Source organism: Shewanella sp. SNU WT4 (assembly GCF_006494715.1).
GTDB lineage: Bacteria > Pseudomonadota > Gammaproteobacteria > Enterobacterales > Shewanellaceae > Shewanella.
The window spans coordinates 153,714-176,978 of record NZ_CP041151.1 but is presented as its reverse complement, the minus strand read 5'-3'; the positions used below and the strand labels follow the sequence as shown (position 1 = coordinate 176,978).

Below are 23,265 nucleotides of genomic sequence, written 5' to 3'. Positions count from 1 at the left end.
GTTTATTTGGCTTGTTCATCGAGCCACTGATGCATATCCGCATGGCTGCCTTTGAATTTAACTCGCGGCGCCTTTTCTTGCAGCTGATATTGATACATAGGGTCGTAATAGATATCGAGCAGTAAGGAAATCCAGGCTAAATGCCCAGAGGTATCATTGCGTGACAGCTGTAAATCTAAGGCGCTAGCAATAATCTGCTGGAACTCAGCATATTGCTTGCCGCCTAAGCGCTTTTTAATGCCAGTAATACTTTGCTCAAGATAGGCGCTAAAGGCGATAAAGCCTTGCTCTTCACCTAAACGCTCAACGTAACCTTGGTGCATGATATGCACGTAGTCATTAAGTAAGCGTTGTAAGCGCGCATCCTGACATTCTTCCAGCACTAATACATCGGCTTGCTGCATCTTTTCATAAAAGCTTTGTGGGATAGCCGAGCGGCCAATCAAAAAGCTTTCATCTTCCAGTAAGAGTGATGAGCAAGCGCGCTGTTGATGCTTTAATAGCGCCACAGCTAAGTTGTTCTCAAAATTAATCTGAGTTGGCTGCGGTTCATGCTTCTTACCGAAGCTTGAACCTCTGTGATTAGCTATGCCTTCAAGATCAACCGCTTCTTGGCGCTGCAGTAAAAAATCTGTCTTACCTGAACCTGTAATGCCGCTTAATATCTGCATAGACTGCTGTGGCACACTATCGATGACACCAATCAAATATTGGCGCATGGCCTTATAGCCACCTTCAACATAAGCAACATCCACCCCAGCATCTTTTATCCACTGCTGAGTAATGCGTGAGCGTTGGCCGCCACGAAAACAGTTGATGTAGGCATTGGGATTGGCCTTGATAAAATCCAGCCACGCATCAACGCGCTGCTGCTTGAGCTTGCCTCTGACCAGTTCATGGCCGAGAGCGAGCGCAGCCTCCGGGCCTTGTTCTTTATAGCAAGTACCGACTTTATGGCGCTCGCCATCGCTCATCAAGACTAAATTGACTGAGCTTGGGAATGCGCCTTTGATGAATTCAATCGGAGCCCGAGTATCAATCAGCGGTCGGTCCTCGAGGAAAATATCCCGGTACTGACTCGCTGGAATGACTTGACTCATTATTTGAGCTCCACAGTCGTGGTCGCGCTGTCTGCTGGCAGTAAGCTGCCGATACAGATAGGAGCAATGCCTTCTGCGGTCAGTAAGTTAATCAGTTCAGCTTCGCCTTCTGCTGAGACTGCTACTAACAAGCCGCCACTGGTTTGTGGATCGCACAGCAGTGCTTTTTGCTGCTCAGTCAGGCTTGGTAAATGCTCACCATAGCTATCAAAGTTGCGATGGGTGCCACCAGGAATGCAGCCAAGATCCAAATAATGTTGGGTCTTAGTCAGCAAAGGCAATGCCGCCATATCAATTTGCGCGCTAACATTGGCGCCGTGACACATTTCTAGTAAGTGACCCGCAAGACCAAAGCCAGTGACATCTGTCATGGCATTTACGCTGCTGATTTTAGCTATCTTGGCGCCAACCTTGTTTAACTGGCACATAGCTTCTGGCGCTATATGTAAGTCTTCATCGGCCAATTTCTTTTGCTTCTGCGCTGTGGTTAAAATGCCCACACCAATCGGCTTAGTCAGATATAAGCGATCGCCCGCTTGCGCGGTATTGTTTTGCTTTAATTCAGTTAATGGGATTTGACCAGTAACCGCTAAACCAAAAATAGGCTCAGGAGCATCAATGCTGTGGCCACCGGCAAGAACAATACCCGCATCGGCGCAGGCTTGACGTCCGCCATCAACAACTTGCTGGGCAACTTCCGCGCTGAGCTTATTCACTGGCCAACCTAAAATCGCAATCGCCATGATAGGTGTGCCACCCATGGCATAAATATCACTGATGGCGTTAGTGGCAGCAATGCGGCCGAAGGTAAAAGGGTCATCGACAATCGGCATGAAGAAGTCGGTAGTGCTGATAATGCCGGTTTCATCATTTAAACGATAAACTGCGGCATCATCACGACTTTGATTACCAACTAACAAGTTAGGATCTTTAAATTCAGGGAGTTGCGAGCCTAAAATGGTGCTCAGAACTTTAGGAGAGATTTTGCAACCGCAACCAGCTCCATGGCTATATTCGGTTAATTTGATATTACTTGCCATTGCAGACACCTGTAAGCGGAATATTATGTCGAACATAATAGCCAGATATAGGCGTCATGCAACTTAGGCTTGTAAATAAGCGGCCTAGCACAAGGTCTGTGGTTAGAAAGGAAGCTCCCGCGTCACCCGCTGCCAATGCTTAAATTTATGCGTCAAATTAATCCGCAGTTCGGCAACCTCTTGCTTTAAATCGCAATAGCTGAGGGTTTGCCGTTTAGCGTCCAGCAAGGCTTTCTTTGCTTGGTAGTATGCGATAAGTGCTTGTTTTATATCTTCATACTCATTATCAAGCTTGCTCATCCACACTTCGCCATTCGGCAATTTGGCTAGCTGAGTTTGCGCCTGCTTCAGCTGCATTTCTAACTTGGCGGTTTCAATGCGCTCTTGCGGTACTTGGCGCAGATCTTTAGCCAGACCACAATATGAAAATAGCTTAATCAACCACTTAGTGGGATCGTACTGCCACCAGTGAATGCCATTGCGATAATCATATTCAAAGATGTGATGAAAATTATGGTAACCCTCGCCATAAGTTAACAGCGCGATTAAACCATTATCCCGCGCGGTATTTTTATCTGTATATGGCTGTTTGCCCCAAATGTGGGCCAGCGAGTTAATGAAGAAGGTGCAGTGGTGCACTACCACTAAACGTAAGAAACCAGCCATGAGCAACATAGAGAGCATGTCGCCATTGAGCCAGCCCAAGAACAAAGGCAGGCCAAGGTTCATCACCAATAACAGGCTGACATAATGCTTATGTTGCCACATGACTATCGCATCATTTTGCAAGTCTTTGACGTTGCTGTAGTCATGATAACGCTGGTGTTGGTATTCCCGTAGCATCCAACCTATGTGGCTGTACCAAAAGCCCATTTTGGCGGAATAGGGGTCTCTATCATTATTATCGACATGCTTATGATGAATGCGATGATCGCTGCACCAATGTAATGCACTGTTTTGTAAGGCCAGCGCCCCGCCGAGAGCGTAAATCACGCGGATGACTGGGTGAACTTTATAAGTCTTGTGGGACCAGAGTCTGTGATAGCCCGCAGTAATAGATAAACCACTGAAAAATGCCAGCACGATAAATGCCAGCCATTCCATACCATCGAAGCCATGGATGATGGCACGCCAAGGAACGAAAATAAAGGCAATGGCGAAAGTGATTGAGAAGATTAGAACATTGGTCCAAATAATCGGGGGTTTGCGCATCAAGGCTTCCATGTTAAATGAGCGTACATCTGTAAGCTAATTTAGCCTTTGTTCGATTTTCGGTCAAGACTGAGGGCTGTGTTTACTCAATAAAAACGGTATCATTCGCTAAATCAATCTCAATATGGAAGACAGCATGGGGATCCGCGCGCAGCAAAAAGAGAAGACACGGCGAGCATTAGTGGATGCCGCATTTAATCAATTAAGTGCGGAGCGGAGTTTTTCTAGCTTGAGTTTGCGTGAAGTCGCTCGTGAGGCCAATATTGCGCCCACTTCTTTCTATCGCCACTTTAAAGACATGAATGAATTAGGTCTGACCATGGTGGATGAGGGCGGCTTAACCTTGCGCCAGATGATGCGCAAAGGGCGCCAGCGCGCTGAAGCGGGTGGCAGTGTTATCCGAATTTCAGTGGAAACCTTTATGGAAGTGCTGGATTCTAACCCTAACGTGTTTCGTATTTTGCTGCATGAACGCTCAGGCACTTCGGCAGCTTTTAGAGCCGCGGTAGCCCGCGAAATCGAGCACTTTATTTCTGAACTGACGCATTATATTGAAGCGTCCACTGGTCGTTCTCCTGATTTAGCCCGCGCTCAAGCGGAAGCTTTAGTGACGCTGGTGTTTAATGCTGGCGCTGCGGCCTTAGATATGAAGCGAGTCGAGCGTAAAATCTTGGCCGAGCAATTGGTGATGCAACTGCGTATGGTCGCCAAAGGCGCCGAAATGCTGCAGCTTAGAATTACAGGTACTGCTGTATAAAAGGAGCCGTAGGGCTCCTTTTTATGGTGTTTTAATGTTTACGCTAGTTTCGATTAGGCAGATTTGCGCACCAATAACACGCCACATTCTTTATGGTGGGTATATGGGAACTGATCGAACAGGGCAAACTGTTTAACGTCATGGGTTTGGGTCAGCACTTTCAGGTTATCTTTTAAGGTGTCTGGATTGCATGAAATATACAAAATGCGCTCATACCCTTGCACTAATGCTACCGTATCTGGATCTAGGCCCGCCCGTGGGGGGTCAACAAATATGGTGTTGCACTGATAACTCTTAAGATCGATATCCTTTAAGCGCGTGAATTGACGGCCGTGATTCATAGCTTCGCTAAAATCTTCAGCCGACATACGGATAATTTGCAGGTTATCTATGTTGTTGATGGCGATATTGTACTGCGCTGAATCCACAGACGGTTTAGCAAGCTCAGTGGCTAATACCCGATTAAAGTTTGGGGCTAATGCGATTGAGAAGTTACCGTTACCGCAATACAGCTCTAATAAATCGCCTTGGCTATCTTGAGTCACATCAATTGCCCACTCCAACATGTGCACTGATACGCCAGCGTTAGGTTGAGTAAAGCTATTCTCGATTTGCTTGTACTTTAATACCTTGCCTTTGACTTCTATGGCTTCAACCACAAAATCTTTATCTAAAGTGATTTTCTGTTTGCGGGCACGGCCAATCAAGTTGACGTTAAATTGCTGCCCTAATCTGGCTTTTAGGGCTTCAGCCTCTTGCTGCCATTCGCTATCAAGCTGGCGATGATAAAGCAGAGATACCAAAATTTCGCCGCTAACCGTGGAAAGGAAATCCACTTGAAAGAGCTTATGACGTAAAGCTTTATTCGGGCGTAATTCAGCCATCAGCGCCAACATCATGTCATTAATCAGCTTGCTGGCGGGTAAGAACTGATCGCATCTTACTTTTTGCTGGGTTTCGTTATCAAACATGTAGTAATACAGGTCTTCACCTTCATGCCATACGCGAAACTCGGCGCGCATACGGTAATGAGCCGGTGCAGAAGCAAATGCTTGGATCTGTGGTGGTGAGAATTCTGCGAAATCAGCCGACAGCTGCTTAATTTTATCATCGAGTTGTGTTTGGTAGCTGGCTGGATCGAGCGCGGCAAAATTCATAAGGTGGTACCATAGACATAATATTGGGGCGCAAATAGTATACTAGCTGACGAACTTGTCCAGTATCGGCTTTTGCGCTTTATGGATTGCTGTGGGAAAATCACCGTCTTGTGCAAATATCTGGAACCTACTTTGTCTCAACCTATTTTAGTGTTCGACTCCGGTATTGGTGGCTTATCGGTACTTGCTGAAATTCAGCGATTACTCCCAAGCGAGAACTATCTCTATGTATTTGATAATGCCCGCCTGCCTTATGGTGAATTGGCAGAACAAGTACTTATCGATGGCTGCGTTGCTTTGATTTGCGAACAAGTAGCAAGAACTAACGCCAAATTAGTGGTGGTGGCTTGCAACACGGCAAGCACCTTAGTGTTACCGCCGCTGAGACAAAAACTATCTATTCCCGTGGTTGGTGTAGTTCCTGCCATTAAGCCCGCAGCCAAACTTACGGTTAATGGCCGCATTGGTTTATTGGCAACGCCTGGAACCATTAAGCGCGCTTATACTCGGCAATTGATTGAGCAATTTGCTCCGCACTGTCAAGTTAGCTTATATGCCTCATCTGAATTAGTGATGATGGGGGAGGCTAAGCTTGCTGGGATTCCTGTGGATCATAAGCAACTAGCAACTATCCTAGCGCCAATGCTTAACGATGATATTGATACCTTAGTCTTGGGGTGCACCCATTTTCCACTCTTGAGCGATGAAATCTCTAGTGTGCTAGGTGATAAAGTACAGCTATTGGATTCTGGAGCGGCAATTGCGAGGCGGGTAGTGAGTTTGCTTGAGCAAACAGACAATAAGCTTAAGATAAATCAACAAGCAGAACTGGTTGGCATATATACAAGCATGCAAATCAGTTCTGGCTTGCTGCACGGTTTACAGCGTAAAGGCTTTAGTCGAGTGACTGCTTATGACGCCATCTCAGCTTTTTCAGCTTCCGAATCTTGAGTTTTCGCTTCTCTCACTTTAATGGTGCGTTCTTGGAATAACGCATCATTTAAAGTTTTCATTGCAGACTTAGCGCCCTTATCTGACATCTCAACGAAGCCAAAGCCTTTACGGCGACCCGTCTTACGATCTCTTACCAAACGCACACTGATAACCGGGCCGTGCTGGCTAAATAATTCTTCAACCTCAGACTCGCGTACTTTATAAGGCAGGTTGCCTATATAAAGAGTCATAGTTGGACCGCTATAGCTTTCGTTAGAAGACGCTTGTGAGGCAGAATTAATATTGTAAATAATAGCAACTAGAATAACGCCAAGAATGTAGGCCATTGCTGGATGAATTGCTGGCAGGAATTGATAAAAAACAACTGCACCTATTACTGCGACGATAACAGTCAGAAGTAATGACTTAGACATAGAAAAATCTCTGATTAAGTGAAAGAGAAATAAAAATTCTGTTAATAACCTGCCTATCTTAATAAAATGTATGAAATTAAACCAGAGCATTGGTGTTTTTTCAGGCATTATTGCCAAATATGTCGATATCAGCCCATTTGGCGTCTATGTTTGCCCTCATGCTCCATCCTAACAAAGTCAAAAACGTCCATTTTTGCTGGCTAATTAAACAGGTTGCTGAAAACGTGAGCGCTTGATTAGCCTTTGCGTAAATAAGGGTTGCGCTTAACGCTCGCTTCTCTATAATCTGCAACCACTGACACGGCAGACTTGATAAAACAAGTTGTAAGCGTCAGTCAAGTGTTGAGTTCGATAGTAATTCAAAGCTTGGGAGTCAACGAGTTAGCGAGTTTTTCATTCGTGAAAAACATCAAAAAACACTTGACGCTGAAATAAGGGTGTGTAGAATACTCAGCCCTGACCAGTGAGAAATCACGGTCACGTTCTTTAACAATTTATCAGACAATCTATGTGGACATTCACAGTAGTTGATAAATCGACAACGATTTAACACGTCTCGCAAGAGACATCAACGAACGAAGTCCGCATAACATGCAAATTTGATGATTTATCATCGAATCGACAGGATTCATTGAGCAGGACTTTCGGGTCCGAACAAAACTTTAATTGAAGAGTTTGATCATGGCTCAGATTGAACGCTGGCGGCAGGCCTAACACATGCAAGTCGAGCGGCAGCGGGAAGTAACTTGTTACTTTGCCGGCGAGCGGCGGACGGGTGAGTAATGCCTGGGAATTTGCCCATTGGTGGGGGATAACAGTTGGAAACGACTGCTAATACCGCATACGCCCTACGGGGGAAAGCAGGGGAGCCTTCGGGTCCTTGCGCTGATGGATAAGCCCAGGTGGGATTAGCTAGTAGGTGAGGTAAAGGCTCACCTAGGCGACGATCCCTAGCTGTTCTGAGAGGATGATCAGCCACACTGGGACTGAGACACGGCCCAGACTCCTACGGGAGGCAGCAGTGGGGAATATTGCACAATGGGGGAAACCCTGATGCAGCCATGCCGCGTGTGTGAAGAAGGCCTTCGGGTTGTAAAGCACTTTCAGTAGGGAGGAAAGGTTGACGGTTAATACCCGTTAGCTGTGACGTTACCTACAGAAGAAGGACCGGCTAACTCCGTGCCAGCAGCCGCGGTAATACGGAGGGTCCGAGCGTTAATCGGAATTACTGGGCGTAAAGCGTGCGCAGGCGGTTTGTTAAGCGAGATGTGAAAGCCCCGGGCTCAACCTGGGAATTGCATTTTGAACTGGCAAACTAGAGTCTTGTAGAGGGGGTAGAATTTCAGGTGTAGCGGTGAAATGCGTAGAGATCTGAAGGAATACCGGTGGCGAAGGCGGCCCCCTGGACAAAGACTGACGCTCATGCACGAAAGCGTGGGGAGCAAACAGGATTAGATACCCTGGTAGTCCACGCCGTAAACGATGTCTACTCGGAGTTTGGTGTCTTGAACACTGGGCTCTCAAGCTAACGCATTAAGTAGACCGCCTGGGGAGTACGGCCGCAAGGTTAAAACTCAAATGAATTGACGGGGGCCCGCACAAGCGGTGGAGCATGTGGTTTAATTCGATGCAACGCGAAGAACCTTACCTACTCTTGACATCCAGAGAATTCGCTAGAGATAGCTTAGTGCCTTCGGGAACTCTGAGACAGGTGCTGCATGGCTGTCGTCAGCTCGTGTTGTGAAATGTTGGGTTAAGTCCCGCAACGAGCGCAACCCTTATCCTTATTTGCCAGCACGTAATGGTGGGAACTCTAGGGAGACTGCCGGTGATAAACCGGAGGAAGGTGGGGACGACGTCAAGTCATCATGGCCCTTACGAGTAGGGCTACACACGTGCTACAATGGTCGGTACAGAGGGTTGCAAAGCCGCGAGGTGGAGCTAATCTCACAAAGCCGATCGTAGTCCGGATTGGAGTCTGCAACTCGACTCCATGAAGTCGGAATCGCTAGTAATCGTGGATCAGAATGCCACGGTGAATACGTTCCCGGGCCTTGTACACACCGCCCGTCACACCATGGGAGTGGGCTGCACCAGAAGTAGATAGCTTAACCCTTCGGGGAGGGCGTTTACCACGGTGTGGTTCATGACTGGGGTGAAGTCGTAACAAGGTAGCCCTAGGGGAACCTGGGGCTGGATCACCTCCTTACCTATGCGATTTACGGTTACTGTTGAGTGTTCACATAGATTGTCTGATAGAAGATAGAGAATATTGCGAGACCAAAGCATGGGTCTGTAGCTCAGCTGGTTAGAGCGCACCCCTGATAAGGGTGAGGTCGGTGGTTCAAGTCCACTCTGACCCACCAAATTGTTTTGTTATCAAACCGATTTGGCGGATGTTTTAGGTTTCAATATGTTTTCGACTGCTGCAATGGGGCTATAGCTCAGCTGGGAGAGCGCCTGCCTTGCACGCAGGAGGTCTGCGGTTCGATCCCGCATAGCTCCACCATTTCTCTGATTAGAAATGGACACCATTGCAGATTTTGGAATAGAAATGCCAAAGATAATGTAAAATTTATCTTTGGCTTTTTTAAGCCTAATTTCAACCAAGTCGTTGAAATATGTTCTTTAAAAATTTGGAAAGCTGATAGTAGAACTTAGTGCGCGAGCATTAGGTGATACAAAATTGAGTTCTCAAAATACTTTAATCAAGTGTTTTGGATATTCTTTAACTTCAGAAATGAAGTAAATCAAGGCGTTCTTTTGCGAAAGCAAGAGACAGTAAAAACCAGCTAGTTGCAATACGCTCAAGTGAAACTCATTTGGGTTGTATGGTTAAGTGACTAAGCGTATACGGTGGATGCCTTGGCAGTCAGAGGCGATGAAGGACGTAGTAACTTGCGAAAAGCGTTGGCGAGCTAGTAACAAGCATTTGAGCTAACGATGTCCGAATGGGGAAACCCGGCCACATAAGTGGTCATCATACAGTGAATACATAGCTGTATGAGGCGAACCTGGGGAACTGAAACATCTAAGTACCCAGAGGAAAAGAAATCAACCGAGATTCCCTAAGTAGCGGCGAGCGAACGGGGATTAGCCCTTAAGTCTAGGGGGTGTTAGTGGAATGGTCTGGAAAGTCCAACGGTACAGGGTGATAGTCCCGTACATGAAAACTAACCTTAGATGAAAACGAGTAAGGCGGCACACGTGATATGTTGTCTGAACATGGGGGACCATCCTCCAAGGCTAAATACTCCTGACTGACCGATAGTGAACCAGTACCGTGAGGGAAAGGCGAAAAGAACCCCTGTGAGGGGAGTGAAATAGAACCTGAAACCGTATACGTACAAGCAGTGGGAGCGGTTCTTGAGACCGTGACTGCGTACCTTTTGTATAATGGGTCAGCGACTTACATTTAGTAGCGAGGTTAAGCGAATAGCGGAGCCGTAGGGAAACCGAGTGTTAACTGCGCGTTTAGTTGCTAGGTGTAGACCCGAAACCCGGTGATCTAGCCATGGGCAGGTTGAAGGTTGAGTAACATCAACTGGAGGACCGAACCGACTAATGTTGAAAAATTAGCGGATGACTTGTGGCTGGGGGTGAAAGGCCAATCAAACCGGGAGATATCTGGTTCTCCTCGAAAGCTATTTAGGTAGCGCCTCGCACGAATACCATTGGGGGTAGAGCACTGTTAAGGCTAGGGGGTCATCCCGACTTACCAACCCTTTGCAAACTCCGAATACCAATGAGTACTATGCGGGAGACAGACAGCGGGTGCTAACGTCCGTTGTCAAAAGGGAAACAACCCAGACCGTCAGCTAAGGTCCCAAAGTACTAGCTAAGTGGGAAACGATGTGGGAAGGCTTAGACAGCTAGGATGTTGGCTTAGAAGCAGCCATCATTTAAAGAAAGCGTAATAGCTCACTAGTCGAGTCGGCCTGCGCGGAAGATGTAACGGGGCTAAGCTAGTCACCGAAGCTACGGGTGCATTTCATTAGAGATGCGCGGTAGAGGAGCGTTCTGTAAGCCGTTGAAGGTGAAGGGGTAACCCACGCTGGAGGTATCAGAAGTGCGAATGCTGACATGAGTAACGATAAAGGGGGTGAAAAACCCCCTCGCCGGAAGACCAAGGGTTCCTGTCCAACGTTAATCGGGGCAGGGTGAGTCGACCCCTAAGGCGAGGCCGAAAGGCGTAGTCGATGGGAAACGGGTTAATATTCCCGTACTTGTGCTAACTGCGATGGAGAGACGGAGAAGGCTAGGCTAGCGCGGCGTTGGTAGTCCGCGTTTAAGGTAGTAGGCGGTATTCTTAGGCAAATCCGGGAATACTTACGCTGAGAGCTGATGACGAGGTCCTAAGGGACTGAAGTAGTTGATGCCATGCTTCCAGGAAAATCTTCTAAGCTTCAGGTTAGCAGGAATCGTACCCCAAACCGACACAGGTGGTCGGGTAGAGAATACCAAGGCGCTTGAGAGAACTCGGCTGAAGGAACTAGGCAAAATGGTACCGTAACTTCGGGAGAAGGTACGCTCCTGCCGGTGATGAGACTTGCTCTCTAAGCTAGCGGGAGTCGCAGATACCAGGTGGCTGCAACTGTTTATCAAAAACACAGCACTGTGCAAAATCGCAAGATGAAGTATACGGTGTGACGCCTGCCCGGTGCCGGAAGGTTAATTGATTGGGTTATCTTCGGAGAAGCTCATGATCGAAGCCCCGGTAAACGGCGGCCGTAACTATAACGGTCCTAAGGTAGCGAAATTCCTTGTCGGGTAAGTTCCGACCTGCACGAATGGCGTAATGATGGCCACGCTGTCTCCAGCCGAGACTCAGTGAAGTTGAAATTGCGGTGAAGATGCCGTATACCCGCGGCTAGACGGAAAGACCCCGTGAACCTTTACTATAGCTTGGCACTGAACATTGAACCTACATGTGTAGGATAGGTGGGAGACTTTGAAGCATGAACGCTAGTTTGTGTGGAGTCGTCCTTGAAATACCACCCTTGTAGTTTTGATGTTCTAACCTAGGTCCCTTATCGGGATTAGGGACAGTGCCTGGTGGGTAGTTTGACTGGGGCGGTCTCCTCCCAAAGAGTAACGGAGGAGCACGAAGGTTGGCTAAGTACGGTCGGACATCGTACGGTTAGTGCAATGGCATAAGCCAGCTTAACTGCGAGACAGACACGTCGAGCAGGTACGAAAGTAGGTCATAGTGATCCGGTGGTTCTGAATGGAAGGGCCATCGCTCAACGGATAAAAGGTACTCCGGGGATAACAGGCTGATACCGCCCAAGAGTTCATATCGACGGCGGTGTTTGGCACCTCGATGTCGGCTCATCACATCCTGGGGCTGAAGTCGGTCCCAAGGGTATGGCTGTTCGCCATTTAAAGTGGTACGCGAGCTGGGTTCAGAACGTCGTGAGACAGTTCGGTCCCTATCTGCCGTGGGCGTTGGATGATTGAGGGGAGCTGCTCCTAGTACGAGAGGACCGGAGTGGACGAACCGCTGGTGTTCGGGTTGTCATGCCAATGGCATTGCCCGGTAGCTACGTTCGGAATCGATAACCGCTGAAAGCATCTAAGCGGGAAGCGAGCCCCAAGATGAGTCATCCCTAGGACTATAAGTCCTCTGAAGGGCCGTCCGAGACTAGGACGTTGATAGGCAAGGTGTGTAAGCGTTGTGAGGCGTTGAGCTAACTTGTACTAATGACCCGAGAGGCTTAACCATACAACCCAGATGGGTTTTACTGAACAAGCCTGAAAGAATCGAAAAATACTTGATTGAAGATTGAGTACTCAATAGCAAAAAATCCCAGGTCGCTTAGCTCAGCTGGGAGAGCACCTCCCTTACAAGGAGGGGGTCACTGGTTCGAGCCCAGTAGCGACCACCATATTTTTTCACAGCTTTCCGAATTCCAAATTTGTCTGGAGACCATAGCACTGTGGCACCACCTGATCCCATTCCGAACTCAGAAGTGAAACGCAGTCGCGCCGATGGTAGTGTGGGGTTTCCCCATGCGAGAGTAGGTCATCTCCAGGCGCCTAATTTGCTTGCAAAAGCACGTCTCCTAACGCTGACACGTTAGCGACGCTAAAAGAATTTAGTGAGAAGCGCAAGCCACCACTAAAGGAGCGGTAGTTCAGTTGGTTAGAATACCGGCCTGTCACGCCGGGGGTCGCGGGTTCGAGTCCCGTCCGCTCCGCCAACATAAAGATGAAAGCCTCAGCAGAAATGCTGAGGCTTTTTTCGTTATACAATTTTTAATTTAAGCTATCTGATGCGCTTATCCGATATAGATATATGATCACATCTAACAACAATCCGCTAGTGCCTAGCGCTTTCATATTTCAGTATCCTCAGTAATGCCTCGCTATTCCTAAACACAATGATCACGCGTTTGGCTGTATAAGTAGTTCTATTACTTATTTAATCTACTTACGCTCATCGTCAGGGCTTAATACCTTGCTTAAGTGCTAGGGGTCACTTAAGTTATCTTTATCATGAGAGAAGGGATTAGCAATGAAATTAGAAATGATTTGCACGGGCGAAGAAGTGCTATCTGGGCAGATAGTCGATACTAATGCCGCATGGTTTGCCAATATTATGATGGATAACGGTATTGAGCTTACGCAGCGCGTAACCGTTGGCGACAGGCTCGAAGATTTAGTGCGGGTATTCATTGAAAGGAGCCATCATGCCGATGTTATTTTGGTTAATGGCGGGCTTGGCCCCACCAGTGATGATCTTTCATCGTTAGCTATGGCGCAGGCGATAGGTGAACCTTTGGTTGAAAATAGCCTATGGCGCGCTCGCATTGAAGCTTGGTTTAGTCAGCGCAGTTACCCCATGCCTGAAAGTAACCTCAAGCAAGCTATGCTGCCTAAGTCTGCCATTATGGTGGATAACCCAGTGGGTACCGCTTGCGGTTTTAGAGTAAAACTCAATCGCGCTTGGCTGTTTTTCACTCCTGGCGTGCCATTTGAATTTAAGCAGATGGTTAAAGAGCAGTTTATCCCCTTTGTTAAGTCTGAATTTGCCGCGATTGAATCCTCAAAAGTTATTAAATTACTGACCCTTGGCCGCGGTGAATCAAGCTTAGCCGATATACTCGAGCCGCTACCTTTGCCTGCGGGAGTCAGCATTGGTTATCGCTCATCCATGCCTTATATCGAAATTAAACTGTTTGCGCGCGGCGATGCGGCCATTAATACGCTAGATACTGTGGTGTTTTCAGTTAAGCAGTTACTCGGCGATGCCATAGTGTCTGACTGCGCGGCGATGTTAGCAGAAGAAGTGCATAACCATCTGATTGGTAACAGTAAAACCTTAGCGTTAGCTGAATCTTGCACTGGGGGTTTACTTGCTAGCCAGCTAGTCGCATTTGCAGGCAGTTCTGCTTATTTACACCATAGCTTAGTGACTTATAGCAATGAGTCTAAAGTCAAAGTCTTGGGTGTTAACTCGCAATTACTCGATGATTTTGGCGCAGTGTCATTAGAAACCGTCGCCGCTATGGCGCAAGGTGCACGCACTTTACTGGATAGTGATTATGCCTTGGCAACCAGTGGTATTGCAGGTCCCGATGGCGGCAGTGAGCTAAAACCCGTTGGCACAGTGGCGATAGCCCTAGCCTGTGGCGATGTGACTTATCAGCAAATGGTTAAGTTTCCCTCTCGCTCTCGTGACTTAGTGCGACAAATGGCCTGCGCTGTTGCTTATGACATGCTGCGCCGAGCACTCAAAGGCCAAGAAGTGCTAGTGACTTATCCGAGCATTCAAAGATTGGCGTGATAAAAAGAGAGGGCATGCAGCCCCCTTTCTTATTGGTTTTTAAATAGGTTAGTTAAAGACAAGCTATTTAAAGACAAACACTAATTTACCCGGCTTAACTTCAATCTTATCGACTAATTTTGCCGCCAAGGCTTGGTTATCATCTTGCTTATCCAAAACATACACAGGCTGAGTTTCTAAGAAACGACTGACAAAGCCCATGAGCTGAGGACCGATATCTTTAACGATTTTCTCAATATCTTTAGGCGTTGACTGCACATCCACTAAGCGTAAATTTCTTAAATAAATGCTGTGGTTATTGTTGTCATACCAAGGCTCGGCTTCAAAGCTGGCATTGAGCGTTGCCCTTAATGGCAGTAGTGGATTAGTGATGGCCACTTCGCTATTAGTGATAACTTTCATGGTATTAGGCGTTTCACCTAATATCACCGCCACTTTATTGAGCTTTATCTTAGTACCAATAAATTGATTACCTTGCTTCACCTCATAGTTCATTTCTTTATTTAAGTAATCAGTCAGTTCCCCTTGGCTGATACTGTAATTCGTGGCGCAGCCTGTGAGCGACGCACACATGAACACTAAGCTTGCCAGTAATAATTTACTCATCATCCTGTATTCCTCATACCTGCGGCAACGCCTGCTATGGTAAGCATTAAGGCGAGTTGCGCGCTTTCGCTGGTATTGCCATTACGGGTACGCGCCAGCAATTCAGCTTGCAGGAAGTTAAGTGGGTCAATATAGGGATTACGTAACTTAACCGATTCTTTGCTCCATGGTGTGTGTGCCATGAGTTCAGTTTCGCCGGTTAAGGTCAGAACCGCTTCTATGCCCAGTTGCAGACGTTCGCGCAAGGTATAACCTAAATGGTGTAATTCAGATTTCACTAAGCAAGCTTCGTAATAACGGGCTAAGTTAGGTTCGGCTTTGGCATACACCATTTCTAGCATAGATACACGAGTATTAAAGAATGGCCAGTGTTGCTCCATTTCTTTAAGTAACGCCATTTCACCGCGATCATAAGCTTGGCGCAGCGCTTCACCTGCGCCTAACCAAGCTGGCAGCATTAACCGGTTTTGCGACCAAGCAAAGATCCACGGAATGGCTCGCAGACTTTCAATGCCGCCATCGGTGCGCCGCTTAGCTGGGCGACTGCCCAGTGGCAATTGTCCCAACTCTACTTCTGGGGTTGCCGCGCGAAAATACGGTACAAAATCAGGCTCTTCTCTAACTATTTCGCGATAAGCTGTCACTGAGTCTGCTGCTATGCGCTCCATAGTATGGCGCCAATTAGCTTGCGGCTCAGGTGGTGGCAGTAGTGTCGCTTCCATCACCGCCGAGGTGTAAAGTGCTAAACTTTGCACCGCCAATTTGGGTAAACCAAATTTAAAGCGGATCATTTCCCCTTGCTCAGTCACGCGAATGCGACCATCCACAGAGCCTGGCGGCTGAGATAAAATCGCTTGATGAGCCGGTCCGCCCCCGCGGCCAATAGTACCGCCGCGGCCATGGAATAAAGTGAGGTTAACGCTATGCTGTCGGCAGACTTTCACTAGTTGTTCTTGGGCTTGGTATTGCGCCCAAGCCGCCGCCATTACGCCGGCATCTTTGGCAGAATCTGAATAGCCTATCATGACTTCTTGCATACCCTTGGTATAGCCGCGATACCAATCAATGGCGAGCAAACTATTGATGCAATGAGCTGCGTTATTTAAATCATCTAAGGTTTCAAATAATGGCACAACGCGCATAGGGTATTGGCAACCCGTCTCTTTTAGCAGCAGTAATACCGCTAACACGTCTGATGGCATACTTGCCATTGAAATGACATAAGAGCCTAAAGCGTGGTGCGATTGCGTGGCAATTAAACGGCAAGTATCTAAGACCTCAGCAACATCGGCGCTTGGCTGCCAACGGCTTGGAATTAGCGGGCGGCGATTGGTGAGCTCGCGCAGTAAAAATGCCTGCTTTTCGCTTTCATCCCAATGCTTGTAGTCACCCATGCCGAGATAACGTGTCAGTTCGGCAATGACATCGCTGTGGCGGTCGGCATCTTGGCGGATATCAAGGCGCAGCATATGCACGCCAAAACATGCCAAGCGTCTTAGCATATCAAGCAGTAAGCCATTGGCAATCAGGCTCATTTTGCAATCGCATAAGCTTTGATACAGCATTTTCAAGGGTTCGCGCAGATCATCGATATGCTCAATAATATCGCTAGTACTTAAGTTAGTTGGGCTGCCTTCAATACGCGCGTTTAAAAAATCTATGGTGTTACGTAACTTCTTACGCAATTCTCTTAAAACATCGCGATAGGGTTCTTTGCTGTTAGCCGTGTGCTGCTTAAGTGTGTCATTGGCCTCTTCCATGGAGAGTTCACCAATCAGCGCCACTATATCTTTTAAGTGCAACCGTGCCGCGGCGTGGCGGTTTCTATCTAACACTTCAGCCGTGACTTTAGCGGTAACAAATGGGTTGCCATCTCGATCGCCGCCCATCCAACTCGAAAATCTCACGGGCGCAAAATCACTCGGCAATTGTTGACCGGTGCGCACTTCTACTTGCTCGTTCAGTTGACGTAAGAAATCTGGCACTGCTTGCCATAGTGAGGCTTCGATAGTCGCTAAGCCCCAGCGCGCTTCATCCACAGGGGTTGGTCTTTGATGGCGAATTTCATTGGTATGCCAAATTTGCGCAATTAATTGGCGCAGACGTAAGGTTGAGCCTTGGCGCTCGCGCTCGCTCAATTGATTATTTTCAAGCTCAGCTAAGCAATCAATGATGGCGGAATATTTTTGGATTAAGGTGCGGCGCGATATTTCAGTGGGATGCGCTGTCATCACCAAATCAATATCTAAGGACTGCAAACACTTAAGCATTTGTACTTGATCTATGGGGCCATTGAGCATGCGCCCCAGCAGTTGATCAACCGGATCAGGAACACATACTAGCTCGTCGCAATTTCTACTAATGGTATGAAATTGCTCGGCAATATTGGCAAGATTTAAAAACTGATTAAATGCTTTAGCAAAAGGCACCAGCTCTTCATCGGGAAGATCGGTTAACAGTAGCAGCATTTGCTCACGGGCATCGGCATTGCCTTTGCGTGAGTCTTTAGCCAGCTGCCTAATTTGTTCTACTTTTTCTACAAAACCATCGCCCAGATGTTGAGCCATAGTATCGCCGAGTATTTGTCCCAGCATGCTGACATTGGATTTCAGCGAGGCGTACATGTCTGCCATGGTTGCTCCCAAAATGTATTCACGTGTGATCAGGTTTATTTGGTTGAATATCACTTAGCCTGATGGATGATGTTCTGACTATAACGGCTTGATTTCAACTGTACAGTAAATATTGCTACATGTACCTCACTTCAAACAGCAGTTATAAATCAATTCTTTAAACACAGTTTGCGCCTGATTTAACACTGACATTTCTATGTATTCGTTAGGTTGATGCGCCTGCTCGATACTGCCAGGGCCTAACACTAAGGTTTGGCATCCCAATAAGCTGATAAATGGCGCTTCGGTGGCATAGTTAACCACTTGTGGCTCTTGCCCACAGATTTTAGCGGCCGTTTGTGTCCAGCTGGCATTAAGATCGCCGCCAAAGGCTTCGTTGCCAGGATATAAGCTGAAAATATCCACAGCATTCGGGTAGCGCTGCTGAATAGGACTTAAATATTGCCGAATTAAGAGTTCAAGTTCTTGCAGTGGTATGCCAGGAATTGGGCGTAAATCAATATGCAGCTCGCAGCAACCACAGATGCGATTGGCCGCATCGCCGCCGTGAATATGGCCCAAATTTAGGGTCGGGTAAGGCACACTAAAGGCGGTTTGCTGATATTGAGTCGCCAAGGCTTGTTTGAGCTTTTGTAATTGGCTTATGACTTCATGCATGATTTCTATGGCATTTAGGCCTTTTTCTGGATCCGACGAATGGCCGCTGCGGCCAGTGACGCGAATGCCTTTGGCTAAATGCCCCTTATGCATATACACAGGTGTCATGCCGGTTGGCTCACCGATAATGGCAAACTCAGGGCAAAAATTATCTTGATTGGCGTATTGCTCAACAAATGCCTTAGCGCCATTCATAGTGGTTTCTTCATCGGCGCTGGCAAAAATGTAGAGCGGCTTATTAAGCTTATCTAAAGGCAACTCTTTTAACGCGGCCACACAAATGGCAAAAAAACCTTTCATATCGCAGCTGCCTAAACCGTACCAACGGTTATCGCGCTCAGTTAACTGAAAAGGGTCTTGCTGCCAATGACCCTCATCCACAGGCACAGTATCTGAATGTCCTGCCAGCAGTAAGCCGCCATGGGTCACACCATTCCTTGGCAATAAGCTTGCTAATAAGTTGTATTTACCGCGGCTATCTTTGACGGCTTGCATTTGGCAATGAAAGCCTAAGTCGGTTAACCAGCCTTGAATCAGCTGAATGACCTCTAAATTGGAATGATCGCCATCGGCGGTAATAGCGCTAATGGAATTGGATTTAATCAGTTGGCTAAAGCAAGTTTTCAGTTCTGGCAACGACATTCATCACTCCGCATAAAATAAGTATTCATTATTGTTGCATAATTAATTGTTCGTGTTAATCTGTCAATCAGTTCAGATAATTTAATAATGTAAGGATATATGGTGGCTCACTTGTTTATGCATCACATTGATTGTCTTCCATTTACATTCAGTCCATCTATCTCCTCACGACGATAATCTGGCGTTTGTTGGCATCCGCCACAGGCGTAACCGCTGCCCTACATTTTTCAATTAATCAATAATAGTAAAGAACTCAACAATGAAAAAAATAGCCATTATTGGTGCCAGTGGATACACAGGCGCACAACTCACAGAATTAATAACTAAAGAATCTGAGTTTGCGATTTATGGACTCTATGTGTCAGCCAATAGTGCTGATTTAGGTCAATCATTAGCCAGCCTATATCCTAATTGGCCACACTTAAGCCAGTGTTTGCAAGGACTTAATGAGTCTAGTCAGCAAGATATTGCCAACAATGCCGATGCGGTGGCGTTAGCGCTCGATCATCATGTCAGCATGGAGTTGGCCGCGTGGTTTTATCAGCAAGGCTTAGCCGTGTTTGATTTAAGCGGGGCATATAGGTTCGAAAACAAAGAGATGTACTCCAAGTGGTACGGGTTTGAGCATCAATATCCTGAGCTGTTAGATAAGGCGGTTTACGGCTTAACCGATTGGAATAGCGAAGCGATTCAAGCAAGCCGCTTAGTGGCTGTGCCTGGCTGTTACCCGACAGCCTCATTATTAGCCTTAACCCCAGTGGCAGGATTATTAACTAACACTCGCCCTGTGATTAATGCGGTTAGTGGCGTCACTGGTGCTGGGCGTAAGGCGCAGCTCAATACTAGCTTTGCCGAAGTGAGCTTAAGTGCTTACGGGGTATTAAATCACCGCCATCAACCAGAAATAGCGACCCAGCTTGGCCATGAGGTCATCTTCACTCCGCATTTGGGTAATTTTAAGCGCGGCATCATAGCTACTATTACCGCGGAACTTAAGCAGGGCGTGACTCTTGGCGATGTTGACGCTGCCTTTAAGTGCTACCAAGGCAATCCTAACGTATTGGTAAAGCAAGGCGTCTTTCCGAAATTGGATGAAGTGGTTCACAGCGGCCGCTGCCATTTAGGTTGGCAATATGACGAGCATAGCCATTATCTGGTGATTTCTAGCGTAATTGATAACTTAATAAAAGGTGCGGCTAGTCAAGCGCTCGAGTGCATAAGTATTCATTTCAAATCTAATCCATAAGCGTCAGGTGGCATCATTATGCAAACAGCAAACGTATTAGTGTTAAAAGTTGGCGGCGCGCTTTTAGAGTGCGACATGGGAATTAAGCGCTTAATGGCGACAGCCTCGGCGCTGATTGAATCTGGCAAATCAGTGGTGATAGTTCATGGCGGCGGCTGCGTGGTTGAGCAGCAATTACAAGCCAATGGCATGACCACCCAAAAGCGCGACGGTTTACGTATTACTCCAGATGAGCAAATGCCAATTATTGCCGGCGCTTTGGCAGGTACTGCCAATAAGTTACTGCAAGCCGCTGCCATGCAAGCCGGTATTAAGAGCGTAGGCTTAGGGCTTGCCGATGGCGGCCTGCTGGTCGCGGAAGTAAAAGATGAGTCACTCGGCGCAGTAGGCAAAGTCACTGCGGGCGACCCTCTACTTATCGATTTTATTTTGTCGCAAGGCTGGTTACCTGTGATTAGCTCGATTGCCATTAGCGCTACAGGTCAGTTATTAAATGTGAATGCCGACCAAGCGGCAAGCGCTGTCACATCTATGCTCAGCGGCCAATTAGTCTTGTTATCGGATGTGTCGGGTGTGCTCGATGGTAAGGGCAAATTGATTGCCAGTTTAGATGAGCCAGAAATCGCTAACTTAGTGAAGCTTGGCGTGATTGAAGCTGGCATGAAGGTCAAAGTTGAGGCGGCGCTAGAAGTCGCGCAGATGTTGGGGCAACCGGTACAAGTCGCCAGTTGGCGCGACGCCGAGCAAATGCTGGCCCTGATTAAAGGTGAGCAAGTCGGTACCCAAATCCAGCCATAATAATAGCGTTAAGAGGATATCAAGATGCAGCATTTATTAACCTTACAAAATTTGAGTCAGCAAGAATTAGTGCAGTTGTTGACTCTGGCTCGCACCATCAAAGCGGATCCTCGCGCCTATCGTCATGCCTTAGCGGGTAAAAGTGTGGTGATGTTATTTGAGAAGCCTTCGCTGCGCACCCGAGTAAGTTTTGATATCGGGATTAATAAGTTAGGTGGACATTGCCTGTATCTTGATCAACAAAATGGTCAATTGGGTCAGCGGGAATCTGTGGCTGATTTTGCCAGTAATCTGAGTTGCTGGGCCGATGCTATTGTCGCCCGAACCTATAGCCATCAAACCATTGAAGAACTAGCCGCGCACAGCAAGGTTCCTGTCATTAATGCGTTATCTGATCTTTACCATCCTTGTCAGGCATTGGCGGATTTATTAACTCTGACTGAGTGCTTTGAAGATGTGAGTAAAGTGACTTTGGCTTATGTGGGCGATGGCAATAACGTCACTCATTCGCTGATGTTTGGCGCTGCCATTTTAGGTGCCAAGATGGTGGTTGTGTGCCCCGCGGGGCATTTTCCAGATGGTCAGATGGTAGTTAAAGCGCAGGCGTTAGCTAAAGCCAATGGCGGTGAATTGATACTCAGTTCTGATACTAAGGCCTTGGTGGGCTGCCAAGTGATTTATACCGATAGCTGGATTTCCATGGGGGATAACACGCCGCTCGCTCAAATCGAAGCTAAGTTTGGCCCTTATCAAGTGAATAGCGATCTAATGACTATGACTGGCGCTGATTACTTTATGCACTGCCTGCCAGCGCACCGCGGCGTGGAAGTGACCGATGATGTACTGGATGGTAAGTCATCGTTAATTTTGCAGCAGGCTGAAAACCGTATGCATGCCCAGAATGCCTTACTCGTCGCATTACTCGCACAATAATAATCAATTTACGTTTAACCGCTTGGTTTTAAAGGATGATGATATGTCAGTACAACGCAATGTAAAAAAAGTCGTGTTAGCTTATTCCGGTGGCTTAGATACCTCGGCCATTATCCCTTGGCTCAAAGAAACCTATAACAATTGTGAGATCATTGCTTTTTGTGCTGACGTGGGTCAGGGTGATGCTGAGCTGCAAGGGCTGACTGAAAAAGCCTTAGCTTCAGGCGCGAGCGAATGCCACATTGTTGATTTGAAAGAAGAGCTGGTTAAAGACTACATATATCCCACCATAGCAACAGGTGCGATTTATGAAGGCACCTATTTACTTGGCACCTCAATGGCGCGCCCAATTATCGCCAAGGCCCAAGTAGAAGTGGCGCGTAAAGTTGGCGCTGATGCGGTATGCCATGGCTGCACCGGCAAAGGGAATGATCAGGTGCGCTTTGAAGGTTGTTTTGCGGCCTTAGCCCCAGAATTAACTGTGATTGCGCCGTGGCGTGAATGGGACATGCGCAGCCGTGAAGACCTGCTGGACTACTTAGAGGAACGTAATATTAAGACGTCAGCATCTACCACTAAGATTTATAGCCGTGATGCAAACGCTTGGCATATTTCTCACGAAGGCGGCGAGCTTGAAAACCCATGGAATCAGCCAAGTAAGCAAGTGTGGACCATGACGGTTGACCCAGAAGATGCGCCGAATACGCCAGATTTCGTTACCCTAAAAATTGAAAATTGCCGCGTGACTGCGGTCAATGGTGTCAGCTTAACCCCTTATCAGGCATTAATGACGCTGAATGAAATTGCCGCCGCTCATGGTGTTGGCCGGATTGATATCACTGAGAACCGTTTAGTGGGCATGAAGTCGCGCGGTTGTTATGAAACTCCAGGCGGCACTGTCATGTTTGCCGGTTTACGGGCGATTGAAGAGTTAGTGCTGGATAAGAGCAGCCGCAGCTGGCGCGAGCAAGTGGCGGCGCAAATGGCGCATTTGGTTTATGACGGCCGCTGGTTTACTCCTTTATGTAAATCTTTGTTGGCAGCCTCTGAAGTGTTAGCTGAGATGGTTAACGGTGAAGTGGTAGTTAAGCTCTATAAAGGCCAAGCTACGGCAGTGCAAAAACGCTCACCTAATAGCTTGTATTCAGAGACGTTTGCGACCTTTGGTGAAGATGAAGTTTACGATCAAAAGCACGCAGAAGGCTTTATTCGTTTGTACACCTTAGCTAGCCGTATTCGCGCGCTTAACGAAACTAAATAACGCGAACTTAATAGCGCTAACTAGAGCTAACTTGGCAGCGCTAAATCTTATTTAAACGATAACACCA

Annotated in this window: 15 protein-coding genes, 4 tRNA genes and 3 rRNA genes; 14 read left to right on the top strand and 8 right to left on the bottom strand. The window is 47.3% G+C overall.

Going from position 1 to position 23,265, the window contains the following annotated elements:
- Window positions 1-2 precede the first annotated feature (2 nt).
- From mnmH to FJQ87_RS00690, 3 genes are all read right to left on the bottom strand, one after another.
- Window positions 3-1,103 carry a tRNA 2-selenouridine(34) synthase MnmH gene (gene mnmH, locus FJQ87_RS00700; RefSeq protein ID WP_140930053.1) on the bottom strand — a complete coding sequence of 367 codons (1,101 nt, stop codon included), beginning with the start codon at window positions 1,101-1,103 and terminating at the stop codon, window positions 3-5.
- Entirely contained in the window at window positions 1,100-2,140 is a 1,041-nt protein-coding gene (selD, locus tag FJQ87_RS00695) for a selenide, water dikinase SelD (protein WP_140930052.1), read from the bottom strand. Before selD ends, mnmH begins: the two co-directional genes overlap by 4 nt.
- A 102-nt stretch (window positions 2,141-2,242) precedes the next feature.
- A complete protein-coding gene (locus FJQ87_RS00690; RefSeq protein ID WP_140930051.1) occupies window positions 2,243-3,352 on the bottom strand; it encodes a fatty acid desaturase in 1,110 nt (369 codons plus the stop codon).
- A gap of 136 nt (window positions 3,353-3,488) precedes the next feature.
- On the opposite strand from FJQ87_RS00690, the gene fabR reads away from it, so the two are divergent.
- Window positions 3,489-4,109 (top strand): HTH-type transcriptional repressor FabR, encoded by a 621-nt coding sequence (gene fabR, locus FJQ87_RS00685; RefSeq protein ID WP_140933916.1) that lies wholly within the window; start codon window positions 3,489-3,491, stop codon window positions 4,107-4,109.
- A 53-nt stretch (window positions 4,110-4,162) separates the two neighbouring features.
- Here the strand turns inward: fabR and trmA are convergent, their stop codons facing one another.
- Window positions 4,163-5,266, bottom strand: a complete 1,104-nt coding sequence (gene trmA, locus FJQ87_RS00680; protein WP_140930050.1) for a tRNA (uridine(54)-C5)-methyltransferase TrmA — start codon at window positions 5,264-5,266, stop codon at window positions 4,163-4,165.
- Window positions 5,267-5,398: 132 nt separating this feature from the next.
- Between trmA and murI the strand changes: the two genes are divergently transcribed.
- On the top strand, window positions 5,399-6,217 hold the full coding sequence (gene murI / locus FJQ87_RS00675; RefSeq protein ID WP_140930049.1) for a glutamate racemase: 819 nt from the start codon (window positions 5,399-5,401) through the stop codon (window positions 6,215-6,217).
- Here murI and FJQ87_RS00670 read toward each other — a convergent pair.
- Entirely contained in the window at window positions 6,178-6,633 is a 456-nt protein-coding gene (locus tag FJQ87_RS00670; protein WP_140933914.1) for an RNA-binding protein, read from the bottom strand. The genes murI and FJQ87_RS00670 overlap by 40 nt on opposite strands.
- 663 nt (window positions 6,634-7,296) lie before the next feature.
- On the opposite strand from FJQ87_RS00670, the gene FJQ87_RS00665 reads away from it, so the two are divergent.
- The 8 genes from FJQ87_RS00665 to FJQ87_RS00630 all read left to right on the top strand — a co-directional run bounded on the left by FJQ87_RS00665 (window position 7,297) and on the right by FJQ87_RS00630 (window position 14,422).
- A 16S ribosomal RNA gene (locus FJQ87_RS00665) occupies window positions 7,297-8,842 on the top strand.
- An 80-nt stretch (window positions 8,843-8,922) separates the two neighbouring features.
- Window positions 8,923-8,999 (top strand) — tRNA-Ile (locus FJQ87_RS00660).
- A gap of 67 nt (window positions 9,000-9,066) precedes the next feature.
- Window positions 9,067-9,142: transfer RNA gene (locus FJQ87_RS00655), tRNA-Ala, on the top strand.
- A 324-nt stretch (window positions 9,143-9,466) separates the two neighbouring features.
- Window positions 9,467-12,358, top strand: a 23S ribosomal RNA gene (locus FJQ87_RS00650).
- An 87-nt stretch (window positions 12,359-12,445) separates the two neighbouring features.
- Window positions 12,446-12,521 (top strand) — tRNA-Val (locus tag FJQ87_RS00645).
- Window positions 12,522-12,554: 33 nt separating this feature from the next.
- Window positions 12,555-12,670, top strand: a 5S ribosomal RNA gene (rrf, locus tag FJQ87_RS00640).
- The 16S, 23S and 5S rRNA genes sit together here with 4 tRNA genes alongside, the layout of an rRNA operon.
- A gap of 89 nt (window positions 12,671-12,759) precedes the next feature.
- Window positions 12,760-12,836, top strand: a tRNA-Asp gene (locus FJQ87_RS00635).
- Between the two features lie 314 nt (window positions 12,837-13,150).
- Window positions 13,151-14,422 (top strand): CinA family nicotinamide mononucleotide deamidase-related protein, encoded by a 1,272-nt coding sequence (locus tag FJQ87_RS00630; RefSeq protein WP_140930048.1) that lies wholly within the window; start codon window positions 13,151-13,153, stop codon window positions 14,420-14,422.
- 63 nt (window positions 14,423-14,485) lie between these two features.
- Here FJQ87_RS00630 and FJQ87_RS00625 read toward each other — a convergent pair whose 3' ends face one another.
- From FJQ87_RS00625 to argE, 3 genes are all read right to left on the bottom strand, one after another.
- The gene (locus tag FJQ87_RS00625) at window positions 14,486-15,028 is read right to left on the bottom strand and encodes a DUF1439 domain-containing protein (RefSeq protein ID WP_140933912.1); all 543 of its coding nucleotides are present in this window, start codon (window positions 15,026-15,028) and stop codon (window positions 14,486-14,488) included.
- Window positions 15,028-17,661, bottom strand: coding sequence for a phosphoenolpyruvate carboxylase (gene ppc, locus FJQ87_RS00620; protein ID WP_140930047.1), 2,634 nt, complete (start codon window positions 17,659-17,661; stop codon window positions 15,028-15,030). Before ppc ends, FJQ87_RS00625 begins: the two co-directional genes overlap by 1 nt.
- 126 nt (window positions 17,662-17,787) lie before the next feature.
- Window positions 17,788-18,960 carry an acetylornithine deacetylase gene (argE, locus tag FJQ87_RS00615; RefSeq protein WP_140930046.1) on the bottom strand — a complete coding sequence of 391 codons (1,173 nt, stop codon included), beginning with the start codon at window positions 18,958-18,960 and terminating at the stop codon, window positions 17,788-17,790.
- A 259-nt stretch (window positions 18,961-19,219) separates the two neighbouring features.
- Between argE and argC the strand changes: the two genes are divergently transcribed.
- Genes argC through FJQ87_RS00595 form a run of 4 tightly spaced genes read left to right on the top strand, consistent with a single transcriptional unit; the run spans window position 19,220 to window position 23,198 of the window.
- Complete coding sequence (gene argC, locus FJQ87_RS00610) at window positions 19,220-20,206, top strand: N-acetyl-gamma-glutamyl-phosphate reductase (RefSeq protein ID WP_140930045.1); 987 nt, start codon at window positions 19,220-19,222, stop codon at window positions 20,204-20,206.
- Between the two features lie 18 nt (window positions 20,207-20,224).
- On the top strand, window positions 20,225-21,004 hold the full coding sequence (argB, locus tag FJQ87_RS00605) for an acetylglutamate kinase (RefSeq protein WP_140930044.1): 780 nt from the start codon (window positions 20,225-20,227) through the stop codon (window positions 21,002-21,004).
- Window positions 21,005-21,028: 24 nt separating this feature from the next.
- Window positions 21,029-21,937: an ornithine carbamoyltransferase gene (locus FJQ87_RS00600; RefSeq protein ID WP_140930043.1), complete on the top strand. Its 909-nt coding sequence runs from the start codon at window positions 21,029-21,031 to the stop codon at window positions 21,935-21,937.
- A gap of 43 nt (window positions 21,938-21,980) precedes the next feature.
- The gene (locus tag FJQ87_RS00595) at window positions 21,981-23,198 is read left to right on the top strand and encodes an argininosuccinate synthase (RefSeq protein ID WP_140930042.1); all 1,218 of its coding nucleotides are present in this window, start codon (window positions 21,981-21,983) and stop codon (window positions 23,196-23,198) included.
- Window positions 23,199-23,265 lie beyond the last annotated feature (67 nt).